The 20634-nt window shown below is 51.6% G+C and carries 20 protein-coding genes; 10 read left to right on the top strand and 10 right to left on the bottom strand.

What is annotated here, in order from left to right:
• Positions 1-87: 87 nt before the first annotated feature.
• The 9 genes from ADINL_RS13845 to ADINL_RS13800 form a co-directional block, all read right to left on the bottom strand.
• Entirely contained in the window at positions 88-1065 is a 978-nt protein-coding gene (locus ADINL_RS13845; protein ID WP_036549337.1) for a FecR domain-containing protein, read from the bottom strand.
• Positions 1065-1577 carry a sigma-70 family RNA polymerase sigma factor gene (locus ADINL_RS13840; RefSeq protein WP_152547691.1) on the bottom strand — a complete coding sequence of 171 codons (513 nt, stop codon included), beginning with the start codon at positions 1575-1577 and terminating at the stop codon, positions 1065-1067. The genes ADINL_RS13845 and ADINL_RS13840 overlap by 1 nt, the downstream gene beginning before the upstream one ends.
• Positions 1577-2767 (bottom strand): type 2 periplasmic-binding domain-containing protein, encoded by a 1191-nt coding sequence (locus ADINL_RS13835; RefSeq protein WP_036549335.1) that lies wholly within the window; start codon positions 2765-2767, stop codon positions 1577-1579. Before ADINL_RS13835 ends, ADINL_RS13840 begins: the two co-directional genes overlap by 1 nt.
• Positions 2768-2882: 115 nt before the next feature.
• Positions 2883-3599 carry a hypothetical protein gene (locus tag ADINL_RS13830; RefSeq protein ID WP_036549333.1) on the bottom strand — a complete coding sequence of 239 codons (717 nt, stop codon included), beginning with the start codon at positions 3597-3599 and terminating at the stop codon, positions 2883-2885.
• 546 nt (positions 3600-4145) lie between these two features.
• Positions 4146-5159: a hypothetical protein gene (locus tag ADINL_RS13820; RefSeq protein ID WP_036549328.1), complete on the bottom strand. Its 1014-nt coding sequence runs from the start codon at positions 5157-5159 to the stop codon at positions 4146-4148.
• A 186-nt stretch (positions 5160-5345) separates the two neighbouring features.
• Positions 5346-6095, bottom strand: coding sequence for a sulfite exporter TauE/SafE family protein (locus ADINL_RS13815; protein ID WP_036549325.1), 750 nt, complete (start codon positions 6093-6095; stop codon positions 5346-5348).
• On the bottom strand, positions 6095-8305 hold the full coding sequence (gene uvrD, locus ADINL_RS13810; RefSeq protein WP_036549322.1) for a DNA helicase II: 2211 nt from the start codon (positions 8303-8305) through the stop codon (positions 6095-6097). Before uvrD ends, ADINL_RS13815 begins: the two co-directional genes overlap by 1 nt.
• Positions 8306-8333: 28 nt before the next feature.
• Entirely contained in the window at positions 8334-9308 is a 975-nt protein-coding gene (locus ADINL_RS13805) for a homoserine kinase (RefSeq protein ID WP_036549369.1), read from the bottom strand.
• 11 nt (positions 9309-9319) lie between these two features.
• Complete coding sequence (locus ADINL_RS13800) at positions 9320-9601, bottom strand: DUF2782 domain-containing protein (RefSeq protein ID WP_036549318.1); 282 nt, start codon at positions 9599-9601, stop codon at positions 9320-9322.
• A gap of 89 nt (positions 9602-9690) precedes the next feature.
• On the opposite strand from ADINL_RS13800, the gene polA reads away from it, so the two are divergent.
• On the top strand, positions 9691-12420 hold the full coding sequence (gene polA / locus ADINL_RS13795) for a DNA polymerase I (RefSeq protein ID WP_036549316.1): 2730 nt from the start codon (positions 9691-9693) through the stop codon (positions 12418-12420).
• Between the two features lie 141 nt (positions 12421-12561).
• Here the strand turns inward: polA and yihA are convergent, their stop codons facing one another.
• On the bottom strand, positions 12562-13209 hold the full coding sequence (gene yihA, locus ADINL_RS13790; RefSeq protein ID WP_036549313.1) for a ribosome biogenesis GTP-binding protein YihA/YsxC: 648 nt from the start codon (positions 13207-13209) through the stop codon (positions 12562-12564).
• A gap of 245 nt (positions 13210-13454) precedes the next feature.
• Here yihA and ADINL_RS13785 point away from each other — a divergent pair, with 245 nt between their 5' ends.
• From ADINL_RS13785 to tatC, 9 genes are all read left to right on the top strand, one after another.
• On the top strand, positions 13455-14012 hold the full coding sequence (locus tag ADINL_RS13785) for a c-type cytochrome (protein ID WP_338036400.1): 558 nt from the start codon (positions 13455-13457) through the stop codon (positions 14010-14012).
• A gap of 169 nt (positions 14013-14181) precedes the next feature.
• A complete protein-coding gene (locus ADINL_RS13780; protein ID WP_036549364.1) occupies positions 14182-14823 on the top strand; it encodes a thiol:disulfide interchange protein DsbA/DsbL in 642 nt (213 codons plus the stop codon).
• A gap of 123 nt (positions 14824-14946) precedes the next feature.
• Complete coding sequence (locus ADINL_RS13775) at positions 14947-16497, top strand: GGDEF domain-containing protein (RefSeq protein ID WP_084154536.1); 1551 nt, start codon at positions 14947-14949, stop codon at positions 16495-16497.
• A 40-nt stretch (positions 16498-16537) separates the two neighbouring features.
• Positions 16538-18169, top strand: a complete 1632-nt coding sequence (gene ubiB, locus ADINL_RS13770) for a ubiquinone biosynthesis regulatory protein kinase UbiB (protein ID WP_036549310.1) — start codon at positions 16538-16540, stop codon at positions 18167-18169.
• 71 nt (positions 18170-18240) lie between these two features.
• Positions 18241-18648, top strand: a complete 408-nt coding sequence (gene hisI, locus ADINL_RS13765; protein WP_036549307.1) for a phosphoribosyl-AMP cyclohydrolase — start codon at positions 18241-18243, stop codon at positions 18646-18648.
• Positions 18641-18973, top strand: a complete 333-nt coding sequence (locus tag ADINL_RS13760; protein ID WP_036549304.1) for a phosphoribosyl-ATP diphosphatase — start codon at positions 18641-18643, stop codon at positions 18971-18973. Before hisI ends, ADINL_RS13760 begins: the two co-directional genes overlap by 8 nt.
• A gap of 58 nt (positions 18974-19031) precedes the next feature.
• Positions 19032-19301: a Sec-independent protein translocase subunit TatA gene (gene tatA / locus ADINL_RS13755; protein ID WP_036549300.1), complete on the top strand. Its 270-nt coding sequence runs from the start codon at positions 19032-19034 to the stop codon at positions 19299-19301.
• Positions 19302-19309: 8 nt separating this feature from the next.
• Positions 19310-19666 carry a Sec-independent protein translocase protein TatB gene (gene tatB / locus ADINL_RS13750; RefSeq protein WP_084154535.1) on the top strand — a complete coding sequence of 119 codons (357 nt, stop codon included), beginning with the start codon at positions 19310-19312 and terminating at the stop codon, positions 19664-19666.
• Positions 19663-20424 (top strand): twin-arginine translocase subunit TatC, encoded by a 762-nt coding sequence (gene tatC, locus ADINL_RS13745; RefSeq protein ID WP_036549298.1) that lies wholly within the window; start codon positions 19663-19665, stop codon positions 20422-20424. The genes tatB and tatC overlap by 4 nt, the downstream gene beginning before the upstream one ends.
• Positions 20425-20634: the final 210 nt, after the last annotated feature.

Genomic DNA, 20634 nt, shown 5'->3' with positions numbered 1-20634 from the left:
TCGGATCTGGTAATAGAGCATTGTTGTTATCCGGGAGAGTTGAGTGCTTGGCTTAGGTCTCTCAGTACATTATTTAGTTGACTTAGATTAATTATAATTCCCCTGGCTGTCAGGGCGCAGTGAGATCCAGTAGCGTGAGCGCTGTTCCAGAGTGATGGGCAGGCTGTGGCTGAGGCTCTGGAGCACGCGTTGTGTATCCTCAATCGGGTAGCTGCCGGACACACGCAGGCTGCTCAGTGCCGGATCGATCCGAATCACACCATGATGATAGCGATCCAGTTCCCGAATGAACGCGGGCAGTGGCTGGTTATCTGCAATTAACATCCCTTGCCGCCAGGCGGTGTCGGCTGCCACTAATGGCCGTTGTAGCAGCAGCTCACTGTTTGAGAAGCGTAAGACTTCGCCAGTCGTGATCAGATGAGGCTCAGAGACTGGACCTTGCATCAGCATGACTTGCCCGGCCACTACGGCGACTTCGGTACTGTGATCTTGCTGATGTACATTAAATGCGGTGCCCAGGGGGGTGAGCACACCCTGGGCGGTCGTGACTTGCATAGCTCGTCTTGTCTCGGTGCCGGTGTATACAAACACTTCACCCTGTAGCAGATGCAACTCGGTTAACTCTGCTGTATAGCGCAGTCGCACGGCGCTACGGCTGTTGAGGGTCAGCATGCCTCCATCCGGCAGGGTGATATCCAGCTGCTCACCTATGCCTGTATGGTGCTGATCCTGGCCTGGATTCAGAAGTGCAGGCTGGCTGACGGACCAGCCTGCACCGACACCGATACAGAGCAGGCTGAGCATTTTTAATGTGCGTCGGCGGCCGTATTTGGACTGGCGCAGTGTCTGATGTGCGAGCTGGCGTTGTGAATCCGACAGACCGGAGAGCTGTTGCTGTGTGGCTTCAATCTGTCTCCAGGCGCGCTCATGGTCTGGATGTTGTGCACGCCAGCGACGAATACGTTCCCAGCTGTCAGGTTCTGCCTGCATCTGCCAATCCAGCAGGAGGGCTACTGCATCACGTGCAACGCTTTCAGGAATCGTGTGTGGAGGTGGTTGAGTCATTATTCGCCTGTCAGATCCGGGAAATAACAGCGGCTGGTGGCGCGAATCAGGTGGCGCTTGACGCTACTGATGGAAATATTCAGGGTCTGGGCAATCTCGGCATAGGTCATGCCATCCAGTTGGGCATGCAGAAAAGTCCGACGTGTCAGATCGGGAAGTCCCTCCAGCCGTCGATCAATTTCCAGTAGCAATTCCAGTAATTGGTGCTGTGTTTCAGGGGATGGTGCTTCGGCCTCAGGCAACTGCAAGAGCGCATCAAGGTAAGCCTGTTCTATCCGTTCACGTCGCCAATGGTCGATCAGTACGCGCTTTGCGACGGTCATCAGATAGGCGCGAGGCTCCTGTGCTTCCTGCCACTCGTCACGTTTCAGCAAACGTATAAAGGTGTCCTGGAGCAGATCGGCGGCGCGTTGGCTGCAGCCCAGACGCTTGCACAGCCAGCCCAGCAGCCATTGCCGGTTCTGGCTGTAAAGCAAGCCCAGAGCATCGCGAGCCTGAGGTTCCTTCAGCATCATGGTGTCGTCGGGTTATCCACACTGCTCAGAACAGTATCCAGAAGTTCGCTGGCTGTCTGCCACTGGTCGGCAAAGTCTGCAGGGTATACAGACGATGGCTGCAAATGGCTGAATACTGCGACATGAGGTGCGATGGCTTCCGGTTGAGTTTGCCAGTTGACCGGTAATTCAAAGACGCTGGCGGCATAACGCTGGGCATTTTCCGGACGACTCAACCAGATAGCCAGTTGGTCGGCAGCAGCTGCATTTGCGCCCTGTTGGGTGACGGCAATGCCGGAGATATTGGTTTGTACAGGTGTATCGGGGTCCTGCCAGCCGAATGTCAGACTGTTCAACAGCTCTGGATCCTGATGTGCCAGCATGGCCAGATAGTAATGGTTGATCAGGGCGACATCGCAGTGACCTTCCATGAGTGCTGCAATCTGTGCCCGATCACCTCCGGCAATGGTTGCCCGCTGAGGGTAGATGGCAGCCGCCCACTCCTGCGCCGTGCTTTCACTGTCAGTTGCGATTAACCAACCGAGAAAGCTGCGGTTATAGATATGCATACCTTCACGTACACAGACTCGGCCCTGCTCTGCCAGCGGGATCAGGTCCGCCGGTCCGGTGGGTGCAAACTGCGCGTCTTTCCAGAGTGCTGCACGTGCTCTGACACCCAGTCCAAGCCATAGATCATTCCTGGCTTTAAAGCCTTCGGGAATTTGCTCCAGTGCGGCATGTGGCAGGGGACGGAGAATATTGGCATCGGCCAGAATCTGGAAGCGCATGGCATCTACCAATATCAGCAGATCGGCTTCCGCCGTGTCGGGCGACTGATGGTAATGTGCCAGCAAGCTATCGCCGGGATAGACTTTCAGTTGTGTTTCAATGCCGGTTTCGGCAGTGAAACCATCCAGCAAGGGTTGTACGACCTGTTCGGGGCGGTAGCTGTATACAATGACCTGCGCGACGCTTTCAGTGAGTTCAGTGGCCTCCTGTGCATCGAGGTCTGCAATCATTTCATCCGATGAAGGTGCTGGCGCAGAGCTGGATTCTACTGTCGCTTCAGTTTCAGCTGCGGGTGACTCGCTGGAGGGGTTACAGCCCATCATCAGGCATGCCGTCAGGATCAGTAGTCCCAGACGGGTGGTTAATGTTTTAATCGGTTCTGTTGTGTTAATTGCCGGAACACCGCTCTGCAAGCGCATCCTTCAACTCCTTCATCGTTAGAGATCAAGTCAGTCACGGGCTGGCTTAAGGCTGGCTGGTGCGATAGGTTAAGGCGTCAAAGCTTAGCGATGCTTTTATGTAAATGCAAATGATTTAGTTTTGTGTTTGATTGAGCGGCGAGGGGATAATACTGGCATCGAAGCTTTCCCGCTCAAAGAGGGTATAGGCCGGTGATCGGATGCTGGCACTTCCATCCTCGCACAGGTATATCGACGTAATCACGTCCTGCTGTCGTGTGACCAGCCCCGCCATAAATACAGGGTAGTTTGGTTCATCAGGCACGTAGTGGGTCCGGAACATAGTGTCAAAGATAAAGTATTCCGTCTCTTTGTCATTGAAGCGTATATGGCTGGCGCCGCCGCCAGAGTAAGCTGTACTGGCAAAATAAAACAGCCCCTCCGGTGAGGCGTCTATTGCTGGGTAGACCCACTCGATGCTGTCGGGTGTGCCGACGCGATATTGTACATGGTTCTGTATTTCATCCTGTGGATGAGATGCGCAGAGCGCGATCTGTTGCTCTCCCAGGGAGCACTCGAAAATCAGCGCCTCATCACCTGTGCACAGCGATTGTGATTCATCCGCTGAAACTAGCAGAGGTATGAAGATGCATAACAGGAAGGTGATGTGCTGTCTTTTGATCATTTTCTTTTTGTAGAGTGGGAATTCTTTGTGATAAAGCCAGTCCTGCAGTATGTCACAGCGCAGCATTAGAGCATCAAAAAAATAATTGTGCCTTGTAAATACATTAATGGGTTGTATATATGAGTAAACAGGCTTTTTATTTTGCATAAAGCTTGCCTCTGAATCCATTGGTAGTGGTCGATTCCACAGTTAAATTTTTTAGTTCGCGTGGATGAAAAGACCAGTTGTTTCGTAACTAATATTTAGAGGTTTATTTGATAAAAATTATTAATATAGCCAACGGTAAAATACTACAAAAACACAAACTAAAAACCCGAAAAAAAACCAGGCTCTGGCGATGAATCGATCAATGGGCTTGACGTAGGGGTAGATTAAAGCAGTATTCAGAAGAAAACCACTCCCTTTAAATTCTTCTTTCTTTAAGCGTTTCTTAATTTTTATCTGCGATGCAGATAAAATATCACTGTATCCAAATAAGGTTAGTAGATGTAGAGCGGGTGGGTTCTTTCCATCTCGCTTAATTGAAAAATGTATTCGTAGAATTGAACAAAAAAGTGCTATCATGAAAATAGTGCCAAAGCCTGCTGCTACCAATCCAAAGTAGAGCATAAATTCTTCTGTTATATAATTTCTGCTGAAGTCAGTGAAATGCAAAAAAAATTCTTTCATAAATATATAAGTGTTCTAAGAGTATTTTGATGATTCCGATAGCTTTTAGTGGTGGGCATCATATAGCAATGAACCTAAAAACTCTCCGCCACGCCCACCTTCTACTGAGGCAGCATAACCTGCACCGGCAGCCACAACGACAATGCAGCCCAACAAGGCCCAACCGATAGGGCCAGCAAAAGCTGCAGTTGCAAGCTTGAATGTTGTTGCACCAACCATGCTTCCGGCAATTGCACCGACGGCAAACCCACCTATCTGCCGAAAACTTTCACGATGCCAATCGCCATCGGCTTGACTGACGCTCTTTACCTTACCAGCCCGGATCGTTGCATCTGCAGCCAATGCCAAAGGTGTTGCCCCTTTCGCCATAAATTGTGTGAATCGTTTTAGTGTATGCGCCTGAAAAAGATCGGCCACCAACAGGCGAGGATCTATTTTGCCCCCCCGGCTTCTTAATGCCAGGGTAATACCCCGCTGCGAATTGTTGATTGCACTACCACGATTTCTAGCACGCAGGGCCGCAGGAGCCAACTGCTGCATTGCTGTTCGATATTCAGTAATCAAAATATCATACGCACGTATTGCATTACGCTGTGCTTCAGCGGCACGTGCACCGGCACCGGGCATGCCTGGTGCAGCAGGAGATTGAATGGCCAGAAGGGCATTTTCGTAACGCACCAGAGCCTGGTGAAAACCGGACAGCTGTTGAGACTTGATTTGAAAGGCTGGGCCTGTTGCTCCAACCAGGCTCAAGGCAGCGGAAAGCTGTTCTTCAGACAAGTACGCTTCCCAGAATGCGGCTTCCTGATGTAGAGCTTCTCCTTCCTGCACTGTTGCTTTGATTAACCAGTCTCGCTCCTGACTGGATAAATGATTCAATACAGAGACAATAGATGGCGCGTAAGGGTTGTTAAAATCCAGTGTGTACACCTGCCCTTTGGACAAACGTCCCGTAGTCCCGAGCTTATTGAGTCTCTTGAAGTCTTCGAGCTGTGCTTCAGTTCCATCGATCAGATCAGAAGCGTGGCAGGCATGAGTAGAAAAATAGATAGCCGTCATATTGTTACATCCCTTTAACTTAGTATTCTTCCGTAAAAAGTTGCTTACCTTGATCAGGTCAGACGCTTATATTCTAGATTACGATATTTTTGCATGAATGCAAAGTTGGCTGAAAAAGGGCCTGATTTCAGGCATATAGAGTGGCGTGTAGATTCAACGCAGTGCTTGTCAGTACCTGAATCAGGCTCAGCCCAACGCTTGCCAGATAAGTTGAATGGCCAGCAGTGTCAGCAGCCAGTTGAAGATAATCGTGAAATGACGGTTACTGATTCTGCGTAACAGGTGCAGGCCTGCCCAGGTGCCCAGGGCACCGCTGAGAATCATCAGTAACATCAACCCCAGCCAGTCTTTGAATACAAAACCGGCAGCACCGAAGACGGCTGCTTTAGGCAGGTGCTGAAGGCTCATACAGGCGGCAAAATTCGCAACCGTACGAAAGCGGTCACCCTCATGCTGCTGTTTGACGAAGGCCGCGACCAAGGGGCCTGTTGCCCCGGCAAACATGCTGATAAAGGTGGTGATGCTGGCGGCTACAAAGGTACCTGCACGCCCCAGACCCATGGGCGGAATTTTGGGTCCCCAGCAGAGGAAGATAATAAAACCGGCAATGGTCAGTTGCAGGGTGCTGGTGGGCAGTTGTACCAGAAACAGACTGGCCAGCCAGGCACCGATGACTGCGCCGGGGGCAAAGGCGGCGAGCAAGCGCCAGTCGACATGGTGCAGGGTCATAATGACGCGGTTCAGGTTAGAGCCCAGTTGCACCATGCCGTGTACGGGGATAACCGCAGCGGGGGGCATGACAATCGCCATAATCGCCAGCAGCAGTATGCCGCCGCCAACACCGATGCTGGCCGTGATTGCGGAAGTGGCTGCAGCGGCCAGAATCAGCAGTGTGGATGCCAGCAGGCTGAGTTGTTCTGGCAGCAGCCATTCCATTACAGGCTCTCCAGCTTGGCAAAACCCACCACCAGCCATTTGCTGCCGGCATCGTCAAAGTTGATCTCTACGCGTGCTTTGGGGCCGCTGCCTTCGAGGTTGATTACCAGACCTTCACCAAATTTCGGGTGTCTGACGCGCTGTCCAAGGTAAACCTGAGTGTCATCCGCCGATCCAGTCTCGTAATTGGGTTGCGCAAACAGGCGGCTGTTCTGGTTCTGATAGCCACTGCTGTAAGGGCGTCTGACCGTCGAGTTCAGGCGGACTTCTTCAATCAGGGTTTCGGGTATCTCGCGAATAAAGCGAGAGGGGCGGTTAATTTTTTCCTGTCCATGCAGGCGACGGGATTCCGCCAGGGTGAAATAGAGTTTTTGCATGGCCCGGGTGATACCGACATAGCAAAGTCGTCGCTCTTCCTCCAGACGTCCCGGCTCTTCAGCAGACATGCTGTGCGGAAACAACCCTTCTTCCATGCCGGTCATGAACACCAGCGGGAACTCAAGCCCTTTGGCTGAATGGAGAGTCATCAACTGTACACTGTCGGTATGACTGTCTGCCTGAGCTTCGCCCGCATCCAGAGCAGCCTGATCGAGAAACGCGGCGAGCAGGCTGGTGTTTTCATCCGCATTCTCACGCTCCCATTGGCTGGCAAATTGACGTGTTGCAGTGACCAGCTCTTCAAGGTTTTCGATACGGGACTGTCCCTTTTCACCCTTTTCTTTCTCATGGTGCTCAATCAGGCCTGATGCCTTGATCACCAGGTCTGTCTGTTCATGCAGACTGAGCGCGTCTGCGTCAGTGCCCATCTGGTTGATCAGATTGAGAAAGCCCTGCAACGCATTGCTGGCACGTGCGGGCAGTTGTTTCAATTCTGTAATCTCATTGGCGGCACGCCACATGGAGATTCCTTCATGACGTGCCCGTTCGCGAATCAGCTCCAGGGTTCGGGTACCGATACCCCGCGTAGGTACATTGATGATGCGTTCCATGGCGGTGTCATCGTCACGATTGGCCAGCAGGCGCAGGTAGGCCAGCGCATTTTTGATTTCCAGACGATCATAAAAACGTTGTCCGCCGTAGATGCGATAGGGTACACCGGAACGGATCAGCGCTTCTTCGAGGACACGTGACTGGGCATTGGAGCGGTACAGAATGGCACTCTCATCACGCCGGTTACCCTGTTCAATCCACTGGCTGATCTGGTCCACGATAAAACGTGCTTCATCCTGTTCATTGAAGGCGCTGTAGAGGGAGACGGGCTCGCCCTCCCGGCCATCTGTCCAGAGTTGTTTGCCCAGGCGATCAGTATTGTGTTGGATGACCGCATTGGCGGTTTTCAGAATCGACTGGGTTGAGCGATAGTTTTGCTCCAGTCGTACCGTTTCGGTACCAGGAAAGTGGTCTCCCAGCGACTGGATATTTTCGATACGTGCACCACGCCAGCCATAGATGGACTGGTCATCATCGCCAACGGCCATGAGCTTTTGCTCTCCCTGGCAGAGCAAGCGTAACCAGGCATACTGAATCGCGTTGGTATCCTGAAACTCATCTACCAGCACATAACGGAAGCGCTCACGGTAGTGCTGCAACAGTGCCGGTGCCCGGTCACGGAGCAGTTCCAGTGAGCGTAGCAGCAGCTCGCCGAAGTCGATCATGCCGCCTCGCTCGCAGGCTTCTTCATACGCCTGATACAGATCGACCATAGTGCGTTGATAGGGATCAGCGCTGCGCTCCAGGTGCTTGCTGCGCAAACCTTCATCTTTCTGGGCGTTGATGAACCACTGGATCTGGCGTGGAGGCCATCGGGTATCATCCAGGTTGTGTTCCTTGCACAGCCGTTTGATCAAACGTAGCTGATCATCACTGTCCATGATCTGGAAGTTGTCCTGCAAGCCGGCATCTTTCCAGTGCGCTCGCAGCAGTCGATGTGCCAGACCATGAAAGGTACCCACCCACATGCCCTGCGTGCTGATACCCAGCAGCTGCTCAATACGCCCACGCATCTCACGGGCAGCCTTGTTGGTAAAGGTGACAGCCAGAATGGAGTAGGGGGATAAGCCTTCTGTTTCGATCAGCCAGGCAATACGGTGTACCAGTACACGTGTTTTGCCTGAACCTGCGCCAGCCAGTACCAGCAGGTTTTGTAATGGGGCGGTCACTGAACGGCGCTGTGCATCGTTCAGTGAGTCCAGTAGGTGAGTAACGTCCATCAGTGCTCTATATCATCTCATCAAAGGGTCAGCGCAGGGCTGCGGGGTGGTGTATGCGTGACAACAGGATCTGCTTGTACTGATTCGGATCTTTCAGCTTCATCTCGCCACCCTGACGGGAGGCCTGTGCAATACCCAGCCAGGGAATCAGGCGTGATAACCAGAAGCGCATGGCCGCGGTACGTGTCAACACCGGCCAGGCTTTGGCCTCGTCACGGGTAAACGGACGTATCTGGGCATAGCCTTCCAGCAGTGCGGCTTCCCGTTCTGCATCGATACTGTGATCAGGCCGGTTACACCAGTCGTTGGCAACAATCGCAAGATCATAGAGCTGATACGCGGTGGCTGCATTATACATATCCAGAATGGCTTCCAGCTTGTCATCCTTGAACAGGGCGTTGTCATGAAACAGGTCCCCATGAATGACGCCTGTCGGCAGATCCAGTTCTGCATCACGGAGTCGGTCAAAGGCGGCTACTTCCTGCTTGAGCAAGGCCGCATCTTCCGGAGTCAGTCGATGGGCGATGGCTTCGCTTTCCCGGCGCCACCAGAATACCCCCCGGTGTGCCTGACGCTTCAGGTAAAAATCACTGCCAGCCTGATGGAAGCGTGCCAGGGCTTCACCTATCTGGAAGCAGTGAATCGGCCGAAGCTTTGCTGCAGGTACATCCGCGCCATAGAAGCGTGGTTGCAGGACTGCCGGTTTGCCTTTCAGTTGCTTCAGTGCAATACCGTTACGGTCACGAATCGCATAGGGTACGGGAATGCTGCGCTCAGCCAGCCAGTGTCCCAGCTCGACAAAAAAAGGCATCTCTTCCAGAGACAGTTCTTCAAATATCGTCAGAACGTAGGACTTTTTCTGTCCACGCAGCTCCAGGTTGACGAAATAGTTGGTATTTTCAATGCCACCTTCGATACCCTCGAAGTGGACCAGAGTACCCAGGTCAAAATCAGTCAGCAGCTGATGGAGTTCTTCAGCAGAAATAGACGTGTAAACGGCCACAGAAATGCTTCCTACCAGCGGAACAGAATCCATTTAGGGGTCAGAACCGTGGGCTCTCCGGCACGGATCAGCTCACCGGATTCACCTTTCGGGACCAGGTAGTAGGGCTCGCCTACAACAGGTACTACCTTGATTTCTTTGAGGATGCCGTTAACACGGTACTCGTAATAGGTGGCCTCACCATCATGGGTAATGGTGATTTCCGGTTCCGGGTTGAGCAGGTCTTCCTGCGCCTGAAGAGCTGTCAGTGGCAGGCTACTCAGCAAGGCGAGCAGTAAGAGTTTCTTAAGCATGATGCTTTTCTCATAAGTTGAGTGATTTAATTTGCTATGATTGTGAACCCTGACACTATCCACGGCAACCAGCAAAGCGGAAAAAATCCATGAGTGAACAGTATCCACCTATTATTCTAGTCGACGGCTCATCCTATTTGTACCGCGCATTCTTTGCTTCGCAGCAGGCGGACTTGCGTACCCAGGCTGGCTTTCCGACAGGTGCGATCCGTGTCGTGACCTCTATGCTGCGCAGCCTGCTGAAACAATACCCGGAGAGTCCGGTCACTGTAGTGTTTGATGCCAAAGGTAAAACCTTCAGAGATGAGCTGTTTGCCGAGTATAAGGCGCATCGCCCAGCCATGCCGGATGACCTGCGTCTGCAGGTTGAGCCGATCCATCAGATTATCCGTGCCATGGGGATTGAGCTGTTGGTAGAAGAGGGCGTGGAAGCGGATGATGTCATCGGTACTCTGGCGCGTGAGGCAACAGAACAGCAACGCCCGGTAATTATCTCCACCGGTGACAAGGATATGGCACAGCTGGTGAATGCGCAGGTCAGTCTGATCAATACCATGAATGATACACACATGGATGTTGACGGCGTGATCGAGAAGTTTGGTATTCCACCAGAGCTGATTATTGATCTGCTGGCCCTGCAGGGAGATAAAGTGGATAACATCCCCGGGGTGCCTGGGGTCGGAGAAAAAACAGCCCTGGCACTGCTGCAAGGGATTGGCGGTATTCAGGCGCTCTATCAAAACCTGGATCGCATTGCTGAACTTGGATTTCGTGGTGCCAAGACCATGGCGCAGAAGCTGGAAGCGCATCGGGCGGATGCGGAGCTTTCCTATCAGCTGGCAACGATCAAAACGGATGTTCCCTTGCATCTGCATCTGGACGCAATTCCCTGTCCCCAGCCGGATAATGCCGTCCTGCTTGAGCTGTTTCGTGAGTATGAATTTCGCAGCTGGGTTGAAGAACTGGAATCAGGCGAACCGCTGAAACACGTACCTTCAGCACCACCAATGGCCACTGACTATCCTGTGCTGTTGACCTGGGATGATCTGGAGGTCTGGATCAAGCGTCTTGAAGCGGCCGAAATTTTTGCACTGGATACCGAAACCACCAGCCTTAATTATATGGAAGCTGAACTGGTGGGTTTATCTTTCTCGATCCAGCCTGGTGAAGCCGCTTATTTACCGCTCGCACATGATTATGTCGGAGTACCAGATCAGCTGGATCGACAGCAGGTGCTGCAACGTCTGAAGCCATTGCTGGAAAGTCCCGAGCATGCCAAGGTGGGCCAGCATATTAAATATGACATGAATGTATTGGCGCGCTATGGTATTGACCTGAAAGGGGTTGTAGCCGATACCATGCTGGCTTCCTATGTCTTGAACTCCACCGCCGGGCGTCATGATATGGACTCTCTGGCAGAGCGTTTTCTGGGGTTGAAGACTGTTACCTTTGAGGAAATTGCCGGCAAGGGCAAGCAGCAACTGACCTTTAATCAGATCGACCTGGATGTGGCCGCCCCTTATGCGGCTGAAGATGCTGATATCACTTTCAGATTACATGCGCATTTGATGCATGAGTTGGCGTTTCAGTCACCCTTGATGGCGGTGTTGACTGAACTGGAGATACCACTGATTCCGGTTTTGGCCCGTATCGAACGCAATGGTGCCCGTGTTGATGCCACATTGCTGTCGAATCAGAGTCGGGAACTGGAAGTCCGTTTGCAGGCCCTGGAGCAGCAGGCCTATGAGTTGGCAGGTGAGGTGTTCAATCTGGGGTCACCCAAGCAGCTGCAAGTAATTCTGTTTGAGAAACAGGGGATTCCGGTTCGTAAAAAAACCCCTAAAGGGGCGCCTTCAACAGCAGAAGAGGTGTTGCAGGAGCTGGCACTGGATTATCCCCTGCCTAAAGTCATCATTGAGCACCGTGGGTTAAGCAAACTGAAATCAACCTATACCGACAAACTGCCTCTGATGATCAATCCACGCACGGGTCGTATACATACGTCCTATCATCAGGCAGTCACGGCAACCGGACGTTTGTCGTCTTCTGATCCCAATCTGCAGAATATTCCGGTGCGTACCGCTGAAGGCCGCCGCATTCGACAGGCATTTATCGCCTCCGAGGGCTACAGCATTGTTGCAGCGGATTACTCGCAGATCGAATTGCGTATCATGGCTCACTTGTCAGATGACGAGGGCTTAGTACAGGCGTTTGCTCAGGGTAAGGATATTCACCGGGCGACTGCTGCCGAGGTCTTTGGTGTGAGCCTGGATCAGGTGACCGCCGATCAGCGCCGCAGCGCCAAGGCAATTAATTTTGGTCTGATCTATGGTATGTCTGCGTTTGGTCTGGCCAAGCAGTTGGGCGTCGGGCGTAATGAGGCTCAACAGTACATAGATCACTACTTCCAGACCTATCCTGGAGTGCAGCGTTATATGGATGAGACACGTGCACAGGCGCATGAAAAAGGCTATGTAGAAACCTTACGGGGCCGGCGTTTGTATCTGCCGGAAATCAATGCACGGAACGCCATGCGACGCCAGGCTGCAGAACGTACTGCGATCAATGCACCTATGCAAGGTACCGCCGCTGACATTATCAAGCAGGCGATGATTGACGTGGACCGCTGGCTGGGCCAGGGTGAGTTTGATGCGCAGATGATCATGCAGGTACACGATGAATTGGTGTTTGAAGTGAAAACAGAGCAGGTGCCGGCGTTTGTAGAGCAGGTCACCCGATTGATGGAGCAGGCCGCCAGCCTGAAAGTACCTCTGCTGGTGGAAGCGGGTACTGGCAGCACCTGGGAAGCTGCGCACTGACAGGAACTTTTTGGCACTTGTCTGTTCAAAGCAAGTGAGCCGTCAGACCATCATGTGCCAGTGACAGATGGCGGCTCGGTTCGCGTGGATGCGTAAACCCTCAATGCCGGGTCGTTCCCCTTCCTGGCGCTGAGGGTTTTTTTATGCCTGATCGTCCTGAGCTGCGTCTTGCGGAGGGAGCAACAGTTCGCTCAAGCGGGCGCGTAAAGTGTCTACCCCTTCTTTTTTCAGCGCTGAAAAGGTCTGCAGTGTAACGCCATCGCCCAGGCGCTTGCGCAGTTGAGCGGTCAGTTTGAGCAGCGTGCTCTGAGCTGGACCGCGTGTCAGCTTGTCTGACTTGGTCAGCAGAACATGCAGGGGCATACCGGTTTTTTCACACCAGCTGACCAGCATTTCGTCAAACTCCTTCATCGGATGGCGTATGTCCATCACCAGTACTACACCTTTCAGTGCCTCGCGGTGTTGCAGGTACGCATCCAGATGTTTCTGCCAATGTGTCTTCATGGCGATTGGTACTTTAGCATAACCATAACCGGGTAAATCGACGATGCGAATGCCGGGGATATTCAGGTCAAAGAAGTTGATCAGCTGTGTCCGCCCCGGTGTCTTGGATGTGCGTGCCAGCTTTCCATTTTGAGTTAGTGTATTGATTGCGCTTGATTTTCCGGCATTTGAGCGGCCAGCAAAGGCGACTTCTGCCAGGCTGTCATCCGGACATTGGTGGAGTTTGTCAGCGCTGACGCAAAAGCGTGCCTGATGAAAATTGAGTGAAGCTGGGTTTTCGGACATTCGTATCTCACTATGATAGGATCGCCACACAGAACAAATGCGTTCCAGTTTGTGAGGATATTAGTTTATAATACAGCCAATTTTACCCGCGAACTGAGAGAACCTCTAGTCAGGGGTAGCAACAATTGAGAGGTCAGCACCGGTCAATGCGGCAGCTGGACAAAAACAAATTTTTAGCAAGAGTCTGGGTCGAGTCAATGAACAAATTACTGATCAGCTTACTGATAAGTGTTGGAATCACTGGAATGGCACATGCCGCTGGTGGCGATGCAACTGCCGGATCTCAGAAGGTGGCCGTATGTGCTGCCTGTCATGGTGCGGATGGTAACAGCCCGATGGGAGCTTTCCCAAGCCTGGCTGGCCAGAGCTCCCGTTACCTGCTGAAACAGATGCAGGATCAGCTCAGCGGTGAGCGTGTTATCCTGGAGATGACCGGCATGCTGGATGGCTTCACTGAGCGTGATTTGCGAGATATCGCAACTTTTTACTCTCGCCAGACCCCGACAATTGGACAGACTCCTGCAGATCAGCTGGAACTGGGTCGTCAGATCTATCGTGCTGGTATCGCCGAGAAAGGCGTTGCTGCCTGCGCGGCGTGCCATATGCCAAGTGGACAGGGTAACAATCCTGCGCGTTTCCCGGCACTGAGTGGACAGCACCCAGAGTATACGGTTTCTCAGCTGAAAAAATTCGCATCAGAGGAGCGTCAGAACGATCCAAGTCGTATGATGCGTGATATTGCTGTGAAAATGTCTGAAGCAGAAATGCAGGCGGTTGCACACTACATCCGTGGTCTGCATTAATTTACAGATAATACCTGCTTTGGTTGAAAGGGTAGCGTGAGCTGCCCTTTTTTATATATTGTACGTACTCGATGCTGTGCCTTCAGGAAGGTGCTGTGATGCGAACTTGTTGGGCAGACCGAGGTCATACCTGGGTAATATTAGCTGCTTTCCCTGAGAGATAATGACGATGCTGAAAAAACTCTTGTGTGCAACCCTGCTATTGTTGGCGCCGATCTCGGTGGCTTTCGCGCAGGAAGTTCGAAACTATGAAGCCGGTGTTCACTATCAAGTGTTGCCTGCAACCGTGACCACCAGTGATCCAGAGCGTGTTGAAGTGGTAGCTGTGTTTGGTTATTCCTGCCCGCATTGTGCGAGCCTTGAACCGATGCTGGCCAGCTGGGCAAAGCAGCTGGATGACTCCGTTGCTTTTGGTCACCTGCCGGTAGTGTTCTCGCGTAACTGGGAGCCTTTGGCGCGCGCTTATTATGTTGCTGAACTGAGTGGCAAGGTTGAAGAAACACATCAGGCCATGTTTGACGCTGTGCATGTACAGAATGCACGCTTCCGTAGTACAGATGATATTGCTGCCTTCTATGCCAACTTTGGTATTGATACAGATGAGTTTAATAAGCTTTACAACTCCTTTGCTGTCGATACCCGGCTGAAGCAGGGGCAGGCGCGTTTGCGTGGTTATCAGATTACCGCAGTACCCGCGATGGTGGTTAATGGTAAATACCATATCACCGGTGCAATGGCTGGCAGTAACAGTGAAATGCTACGTGTGGCCGAGTACTTGATTGCCAAGGAACGTGAGGCGTTGGCAAATTAATTCGTTTCGCGTTTAATTCCATAAAGCTGTTGTGGTGATTCTGACAGATAAAGGATCACCACAATGGCTTTTTTGGTTTATAGTATGATCGTCTTTAATACCTGGTGATGGGAGCTCGCTGTAATGGCAGACTCAGGAGACTGGCAAAAAAAATACAAGATGCTTGCCAAGGAACTGGAGCAGACAGAAGCCTATTCAGCGCGGTTGCTGGAACAGTTGAAGGTTGTGTTATCTCAGTTGAGTCTGGGGTTGCAGGGGCAGGACCCTGCTCTTGATAAAGCATTGCGTCAGCTGCTGGATAAGCTGGATGTCATTGAGGTTGCAACGCTTCGCAGTCTGACTCGTGAAATTGAAAAACGCATGCGGGTATTGGATACCTCAAGGGCTAATACGGTTCGTGAACTTTCCGAACTGTTAAGACTTTGGGCAGGCTTGATTGAAAAGCAGGATGTGCCGGGGAATTTAAGTGGTGCCCTGGCTGACTATCAGGAGCGTCTGGACGCGGCTGCCGAGCGTTTTTATGAGCTCCCGACACTGGTACGCCAGTTGCTGGACTATCAGAAACAGGTTGTCCTGCAGCCTGATGCCGTCCCGACCTCGGCAGAACTGAATAATGACCTGGCGGATAACCGTGAGTTTGAGGTTACGGCCATCTCTACACGCCTGCTGGATGTGTTGCAGTTGCTGCGTGTTCCCTGTGAGCACACCGCAAGAGTACATGAGCTGATTGCCCAGCTGGAGGCCAACCCTCCACCGCAACAGCTGCCGCCAATTCTGGATGACCTGATCAAGCTGATGCGCCTGGCGGGTATGAATCTTGGCGAAGATTTCGAAGACTACCTGTTAAGCCTGAACCAGCAGCTGGCTTATGTACAGACGTTTTTGTCAGACAATCAGGCTGAAGAGCTCAAGGCTTCCCGTCGCCATAATCTGCTGGATCAGACGGTGCGTCACGATGTTTATCAGATTAACCGAACCGTTAAGCAGTCTACTGATATCAACGAGCTGAAGATGGCAGTGAGTCGTCAGCTGGTTAATATCATTAAAACCATGGATGAGCATAAAAAGTCAGAAGAAGCACGTGAAGCACGGCTTACGCAGCGCTATCAGCAGTTGCTGGACAAAGTTGCCCAGATGGAGAAAGAGGCTGATCAGGTTAAGCACCGTATTGAAGAAGAGCAGCTGAAAGCACGTACCGATCCGTTAACCGGCCTGCCGAATCGCTATGCCTATGATCGCCATATACTCAATGAGCTAGAGCGCTGGGAGCGCTACCACACCGTATTTTCGCTCTGCGTGGCAGATCTGGACTTCTTTAAACAGGTCAATGACGATTATGGTCATCTGGCCGGTGATAAAGTACTGCGCCTGATGGCGCGTATACTGCAGAAAAATCTGCGAAATATTGATATTGTCACCCGCTTTGGTGGTGAAGAGTTTGTTATCATTATGCCGTCGACCGATGGGCCTGCTGCCACACAGGCTGTGGAAAAAGTGCGTAAGGTCATCGAAGACAGCCCATTTAACTTCCAGGGGAAGCCTGTCCGCATCACCATGTCTTTTGGTGTGACGGAGGTGCAGTCGGGCGATACACCCGAAAGCATGTTCTCCAGAGCAGATAGGATGCTCTATCAGGCGAAGGATACCGGGCGTAATAAAGCGCTGTTGGGCTGAAACAGAATAACCTTTTCCATTCGAAACAGGATGTCTTTACGTGCGACCCGTGTTCCGCTCTCTTAAAATTGGTTGGGTGATTGCCCGCTACCGACTGGATACCTTTTTTCTTCATCCATCTTTGCCCTGGGCGTTACGTGTGCTGTTGTACCTGTTGCCCTGGCGCTATGTGTTTCCGGCACGTGAGAGTGGTGCTGTCCGTCTGCGTTTGGCGCTGGAGGCGCTGGGCCCGGTGTTCATCAAATTTGGTCAAATGCTGTCAACCCGTCGAGATTTGCTACCTGATGATATAGCGGTCGAGTTGGCGCGCCTGCAGGACGATGTGCCGGCATTTTCCAGTGAGCGTGCACAACGCATCATTGAGCAATCACTTGGGCAGCCTGTTACTGAGTTGTTCCAATCATTTGATGCTGAGCCTATGGCGTCTGCATCTGTGGCACAGGTGCATAGTGCCACGCTGAATGACGGGCGTGCAGTCGTTGTAAAGGTGATTCGTCCGGGGATCGACAAGGTCATTCGTCAGGATATTTCGCTACTCTACACCCTGGCTTGGCTGGTATGTCATCTCTGGTCCGAAGGGCGTCGCTTGCGTCCTGTTGAGGTGGTTGAAGAGTATGAGCAGACCATTTTTGATGAACTGGACCTGCGCAAGGAGGCTGCTAATGGCTCTCAATTGCGGCGTAACTTTGAAGGGTCAGCCTTGCTCTACGTGCCGGAAATTTTCTGGGACTATACCCGTCGTAATGTGCTTGTCATGGAGCGTATCTATGGTATCCCTGTAGCGGACATGGAGCAGCTGCAGGCGCAGCAGACCGATATGGAGAAGCTGGCTGAACGCGGTGTTGAAATCTTTTTTACTCAGGTTTTTCGGGACAGTTTCTTTCATGCTGATATGCATCCTGGCAATATTTTTGTATCCCGTGAGCGACCGCATGATCCGCAATATATTGCTGTAGATTTCGGTATTATCGGTTCGCTAAGCGAAGAGGATCAGAGCTATCTGGCGCGTAATATTCTGGCATTTTTTCAGCGTGATTATCGCCAGGTGGCACAGTTGCATATCGATTCTGGCTGGGTGCCCCGCAATACCAATGTGCATGCCTTCGAGACGGCGATTCGCAGTGTCTGTGAGCCTATTTTTGAAAAGCCACTGAAGGAAATTTCCTTTGGCCTGGTGTTGCTGGGTCTGTTTCAGACTGCGCGGCGATTTAATATGGAGGTGCAGCCGCAATTAGTGTTGCTGCAGAAAACACTGCTGAATATCGAAGGCCTGGGGCGGCAGCTCTACCCTGATCTGGATCTCTGGAAAACGGCGAAGCCTTTTCTGGAGAACTGGATGAAAGAGCGTATGAGTGTTAAGTCAGCGGTGGCAAATATCCGTAAACAGGCTCCGGAATGGTTAGAAAAGCTGCCGTATATGCCGCAGCTGGTATTTGATGCGCTTCAACAAAGTGCGCATCAACATGAGCAGAGAGAGCATCAATCGGTCACCTTGGCTGAAGAGCAGTTTCGGCGTGCTCGCTCGACACGGCGTCATCTGTTGTTGGGGGCTACAGCTTTGTCCGTCGCCCTGTTGCTGGTAAATCCAATGTGGCAGCAGACCCTGGCAACATTGCCCTGGTATGGTTGGCTCCTGGCTGGTGCAGGCTGGTTGAGCCTTTGGCGCTCTTGATCAGGCTGGCTCGATGACGTTGCTTAGGCTATGCTAGAACGCTTTTAGTATTCGAAGGGAGCAGTGTAACCGTGAGTGATGCCTGGCTGGACGAAGTATGTTGGGATGAGCAGGGCTTGGTGCCTGCTATCGCTCAGGATATTCATACGGGTCGTATCATGATGTTTGCCTGGATGAATCGTGAGTCATTGAAGTTGACGGTTGAGGAGCAGCGAGCGATTTACTGGTCCCGTTCACGTAAGCGGTTATGGCGCAAAGGCGAAGAGTCCGGGCATATCCAGCGCTTACATGAGCTGCGGTTGGACTGTGATGGTGATGTTGTGCTGCTGATGATTGAACAGTTGGGTGGTATTGCCTGTCATACAGGAAGGGAAAGCTGCTTTTTCCGCAAGCTGGACCAGGATGGTGAGTGGCAGGTAACAGACGAAGTGTTGAAATCGCCGGATGCAATCTATGCAGGAAAGGTGAGTCATGAGTGATGTGCTTCAGCGCCTGGCCGAAGTTCTGGAAGCGCGCAAATCTGCAGCACCTGATAGTTCTTATGTGGCCAGTTTGCATGCCAAAGGACTTAACAAGATTCTGGAAAAGGTCGGTGAAGAGGCAACGGAAACGATTCTGGCTGCCAAAGATGCCGAGTTGAGTGGCGATCACACTGACCTGATTTATGAAACAGCAGACCTTTGGTTCCACTCTCTGGTGATGCTGTCTCATTTAGGTGAAACGCCTCAGTCTGTGCTGGATGAATTGGCGAGACGTTTTGATCTTTCCGGTCTGGAAGAAAAAGCTTCCCGGCAAAAGAATTAACGATTAGATTAAGCGGCTGGTAACGGCTCAGTCTTATAATGATAACTGGAGATGAACAATGGGTTTTGGTGGAATCAGCATTTGGCAGTTGGTGATTGTTCTTGGCATCGTGGTGTTGCTGTTCGGAACCAAGAAGCTGCGCAATCTCGGTGGTGATCTCGGCAGTGCTGTCAAAGGCTTTAAAAAAGCGATGAATGATGATGAGCAGAAAGAGGCAGCCGAAAACCAGCAAAGCAAGAAGCTGACGGCTGACGATGCGCAGTTCTCCAAATCACAGGATGCCGAGGACGTCAGCAAAGAAAAATCAAAGATTGATAGCGACAAGTAAGCGTTACGATGTTTGATATCGGTTTTGCCGAAATACTGATTGTCAGCGTAGTGGCTCTGCTGGTGCTTGGGCCGGACAAGCTCCCTGTGGCTGTAAAAACCTGCGGTATGTGGATTGGTCGCATCAAACGCTCAGTGACAGCCATACAGCACGAGATTAGTGAAGAGTTGCGTGTTGAAGAACTCAGGCGCACGACTGCGATCAGCAAGGAAGAGCTGGAAAAAGAATTGAGTGAAATGCGTAAGCCCTTCAAAGCTGCAGCCAAGGATGTCGAGTCTGCTGTTGCTGACCCCAATACCGCCTCGGGAACGGCACCCAAAGGCGAGGCTTCCTCCAATACTGATAGCGATAAAAGCAGCACATGAGTGATTCAACATCTGAACAGGAACAGCCACTGATTTCGCATCTGGTGGAGTTACGCCAGCGCCTGATGCGTGCAGTGCTGGCCGTATTTATTATTTTTCTCGGCCTGTTCTATTTTGCCAATGATCTGTATTTGATGTTATCTGCACCGCTGACGGCCCTGTTACCAGAGGGCACCAGTATGATTGCAACCGATGTGACCTCACCGTTTTTTGCGCCGTTCAAGCTGACGCTGGTGGCTGCTGTTGCATTGGCAATGCCCTATATATTGCATCAAATATGGGCGTTCATAGCTCCGGGTTTGTACAGTAATGAAAAGAAGCTGGCAATTCCGCTGTTGATTTCCAGTATTGTGCTGTTTTATGCCGGTATTGCATTTGCCTACTTTGTGGTTTTTCCATTGATATTTGGTTTCTTTACCAGTGTCGGCCCGGAAAATGTGGCGGTAATGACGGATATCAGCAGCTATTTGAATTTTGTACTGAAACTGTTTTTTGCTTTTGGTATTACATTTGAAATTCCAATAGCGACCCTGTTGCTGATCAAGTCAGGTGCAGTCTCTGCTAAGGACCTTGCCTCCAAGCGCGCTTATGTCATAGTGGTCTGCTTTATCTTTGGTATGTTGCTGACACCTCCGGATATCATCTCACAAAGCTTGCTTGCAGTGCCCATGTGGCTGCTGTTTGAAGTGGGCTTGTTAATGTCCCGGATTCTGTTTCGTGAAGCTGCAGAGCCAGTCGAAGAAAATTCTGCTGACTAATATTTGATCAGCTAGTGTTTTGTATTCTCTGCTAAAAAATCTTTCAAGTGGTGCTTGACACCGGGTCTCCATTAGGTAAAATACGCACCTCGCTTGAGACAACAGCTCAGCACATCGGGCTTCACTGAGATCTCGAGCCGCTCTTTAACAAATTAATCAGGTAATGCGTGTGGGCGCTTGTTCAGGTTAGGCATTAAAGCTTAATCGAGA

The sequence above is a fragment of the Nitrincola lacisaponensis genome (assembly GCF_000691225.1).
Lineage (GTDB): Bacteria > Pseudomonadota > Gammaproteobacteria > Pseudomonadales > Balneatricaceae > Nitrincola > Nitrincola lacisaponensis.
The sequence above is the reverse complement of the archived record's forward strand: the minus strand, read 5'-3'. Positions and strand labels throughout refer to the sequence as shown.

What these genes read in the sequence shown, in the direction of transcription:
- ADINL_RS13840 (WP_152547691.1), bottom strand. Translation starts at nt 1,577, where the DNA reads ATGCTGAAGGAACCTCAGGCTCGCGATGCTCTGGGCTTGCTTTACAGC.
- ADINL_RS13760 (WP_036549304.1), top strand. Translation starts at nt 18,641, where the DNA reads ATGAGTGATGTGCTTCAGCGCCTGGCCGAAGTTCTGGAAGCGCGCAAA.
- yihA (WP_036549313.1), bottom strand. Translation starts at nt 13,209, where the DNA reads ATGTCCGAAAACCCAGCTTCACTCAATTTTCATCAGGCACGCTTTTGC.
- tatB (WP_084154535.1), top strand. Translation starts at nt 19,310, where the DNA reads ATGTTTGATATCGGTTTTGCCGAAATACTGATTGTCAGCGTAGTGGCT.
- polA (WP_036549316.1), top strand. Translation starts at nt 9,691, where the DNA reads ATGAGTGAACAGTATCCACCTATTATTCTAGTCGACGGCTCATCCTAT.
- ADINL_RS13815 (WP_036549325.1), bottom strand. Translation starts at nt 6,095, where the DNA reads ATGGAATGGCTGCTGCCAGAACAACTCAGCCTGCTGGCATCCACACTG.
- tatA (WP_036549300.1), top strand. Translation starts at nt 19,032, where the DNA reads ATGGGTTTTGGTGGAATCAGCATTTGGCAGTTGGTGATTGTTCTTGGC.
- ADINL_RS13800 (WP_036549318.1), bottom strand. Translation starts at nt 9,601, where the DNA reads ATGCTTAAGAAACTCTTACTGCTCGCCTTGCTGAGTAGCCTGCCACTG.
- ADINL_RS13780 (WP_036549364.1), top strand. Translation starts at nt 14,182, where the DNA reads ATGCTGAAAAAACTCTTGTGTGCAACCCTGCTATTGTTGGCGCCGATC.
- ADINL_RS13775 (WP_084154536.1), top strand. Translation starts at nt 14,947, where the DNA reads ATGGCAGACTCAGGAGACTGGCAAAAAAAATACAAGATGCTTGCCAAG.
- ADINL_RS13785 (WP_338036400.1), top strand. Translation starts at nt 13,455, where the DNA reads ATGGCACATGCCGCTGGTGGCGATGCAACTGCCGGATCTCAGAAGGTG.
- ADINL_RS13830 (WP_036549333.1), bottom strand. Translation starts at nt 3,599, where the DNA reads ATGGATTCAGAGGCAAGCTTTATGCAAAATAAAAAGCCTGTTTACTCA.
- tatC (WP_036549298.1), top strand. Translation starts at nt 19,663, where the DNA reads ATGAGTGATTCAACATCTGAACAGGAACAGCCACTGATTTCGCATCTG.
- ADINL_RS13835 (WP_036549335.1), bottom strand. Translation starts at nt 2,767, where the DNA reads ATGCGCTTGCAGAGCGGTGTTCCGGCAATTAACACAACAGAACCGATT.
- ADINL_RS13820 (WP_036549328.1), bottom strand. Translation starts at nt 5,159, where the DNA reads ATGACGGCTATCTATTTTTCTACTCATGCCTGCCACGCTTCTGATCTG.
- uvrD (WP_036549322.1), bottom strand. Translation starts at nt 8,305, where the DNA reads ATGGACGTTACTCACCTACTGGACTCACTGAACGATGCACAGCGCCGT.
- ADINL_RS13845 (WP_036549337.1), bottom strand. Translation starts at nt 1,065, where the DNA reads ATGACTCAACCACCTCCACACACGATTCCTGAAAGCGTTGCACGTGAT.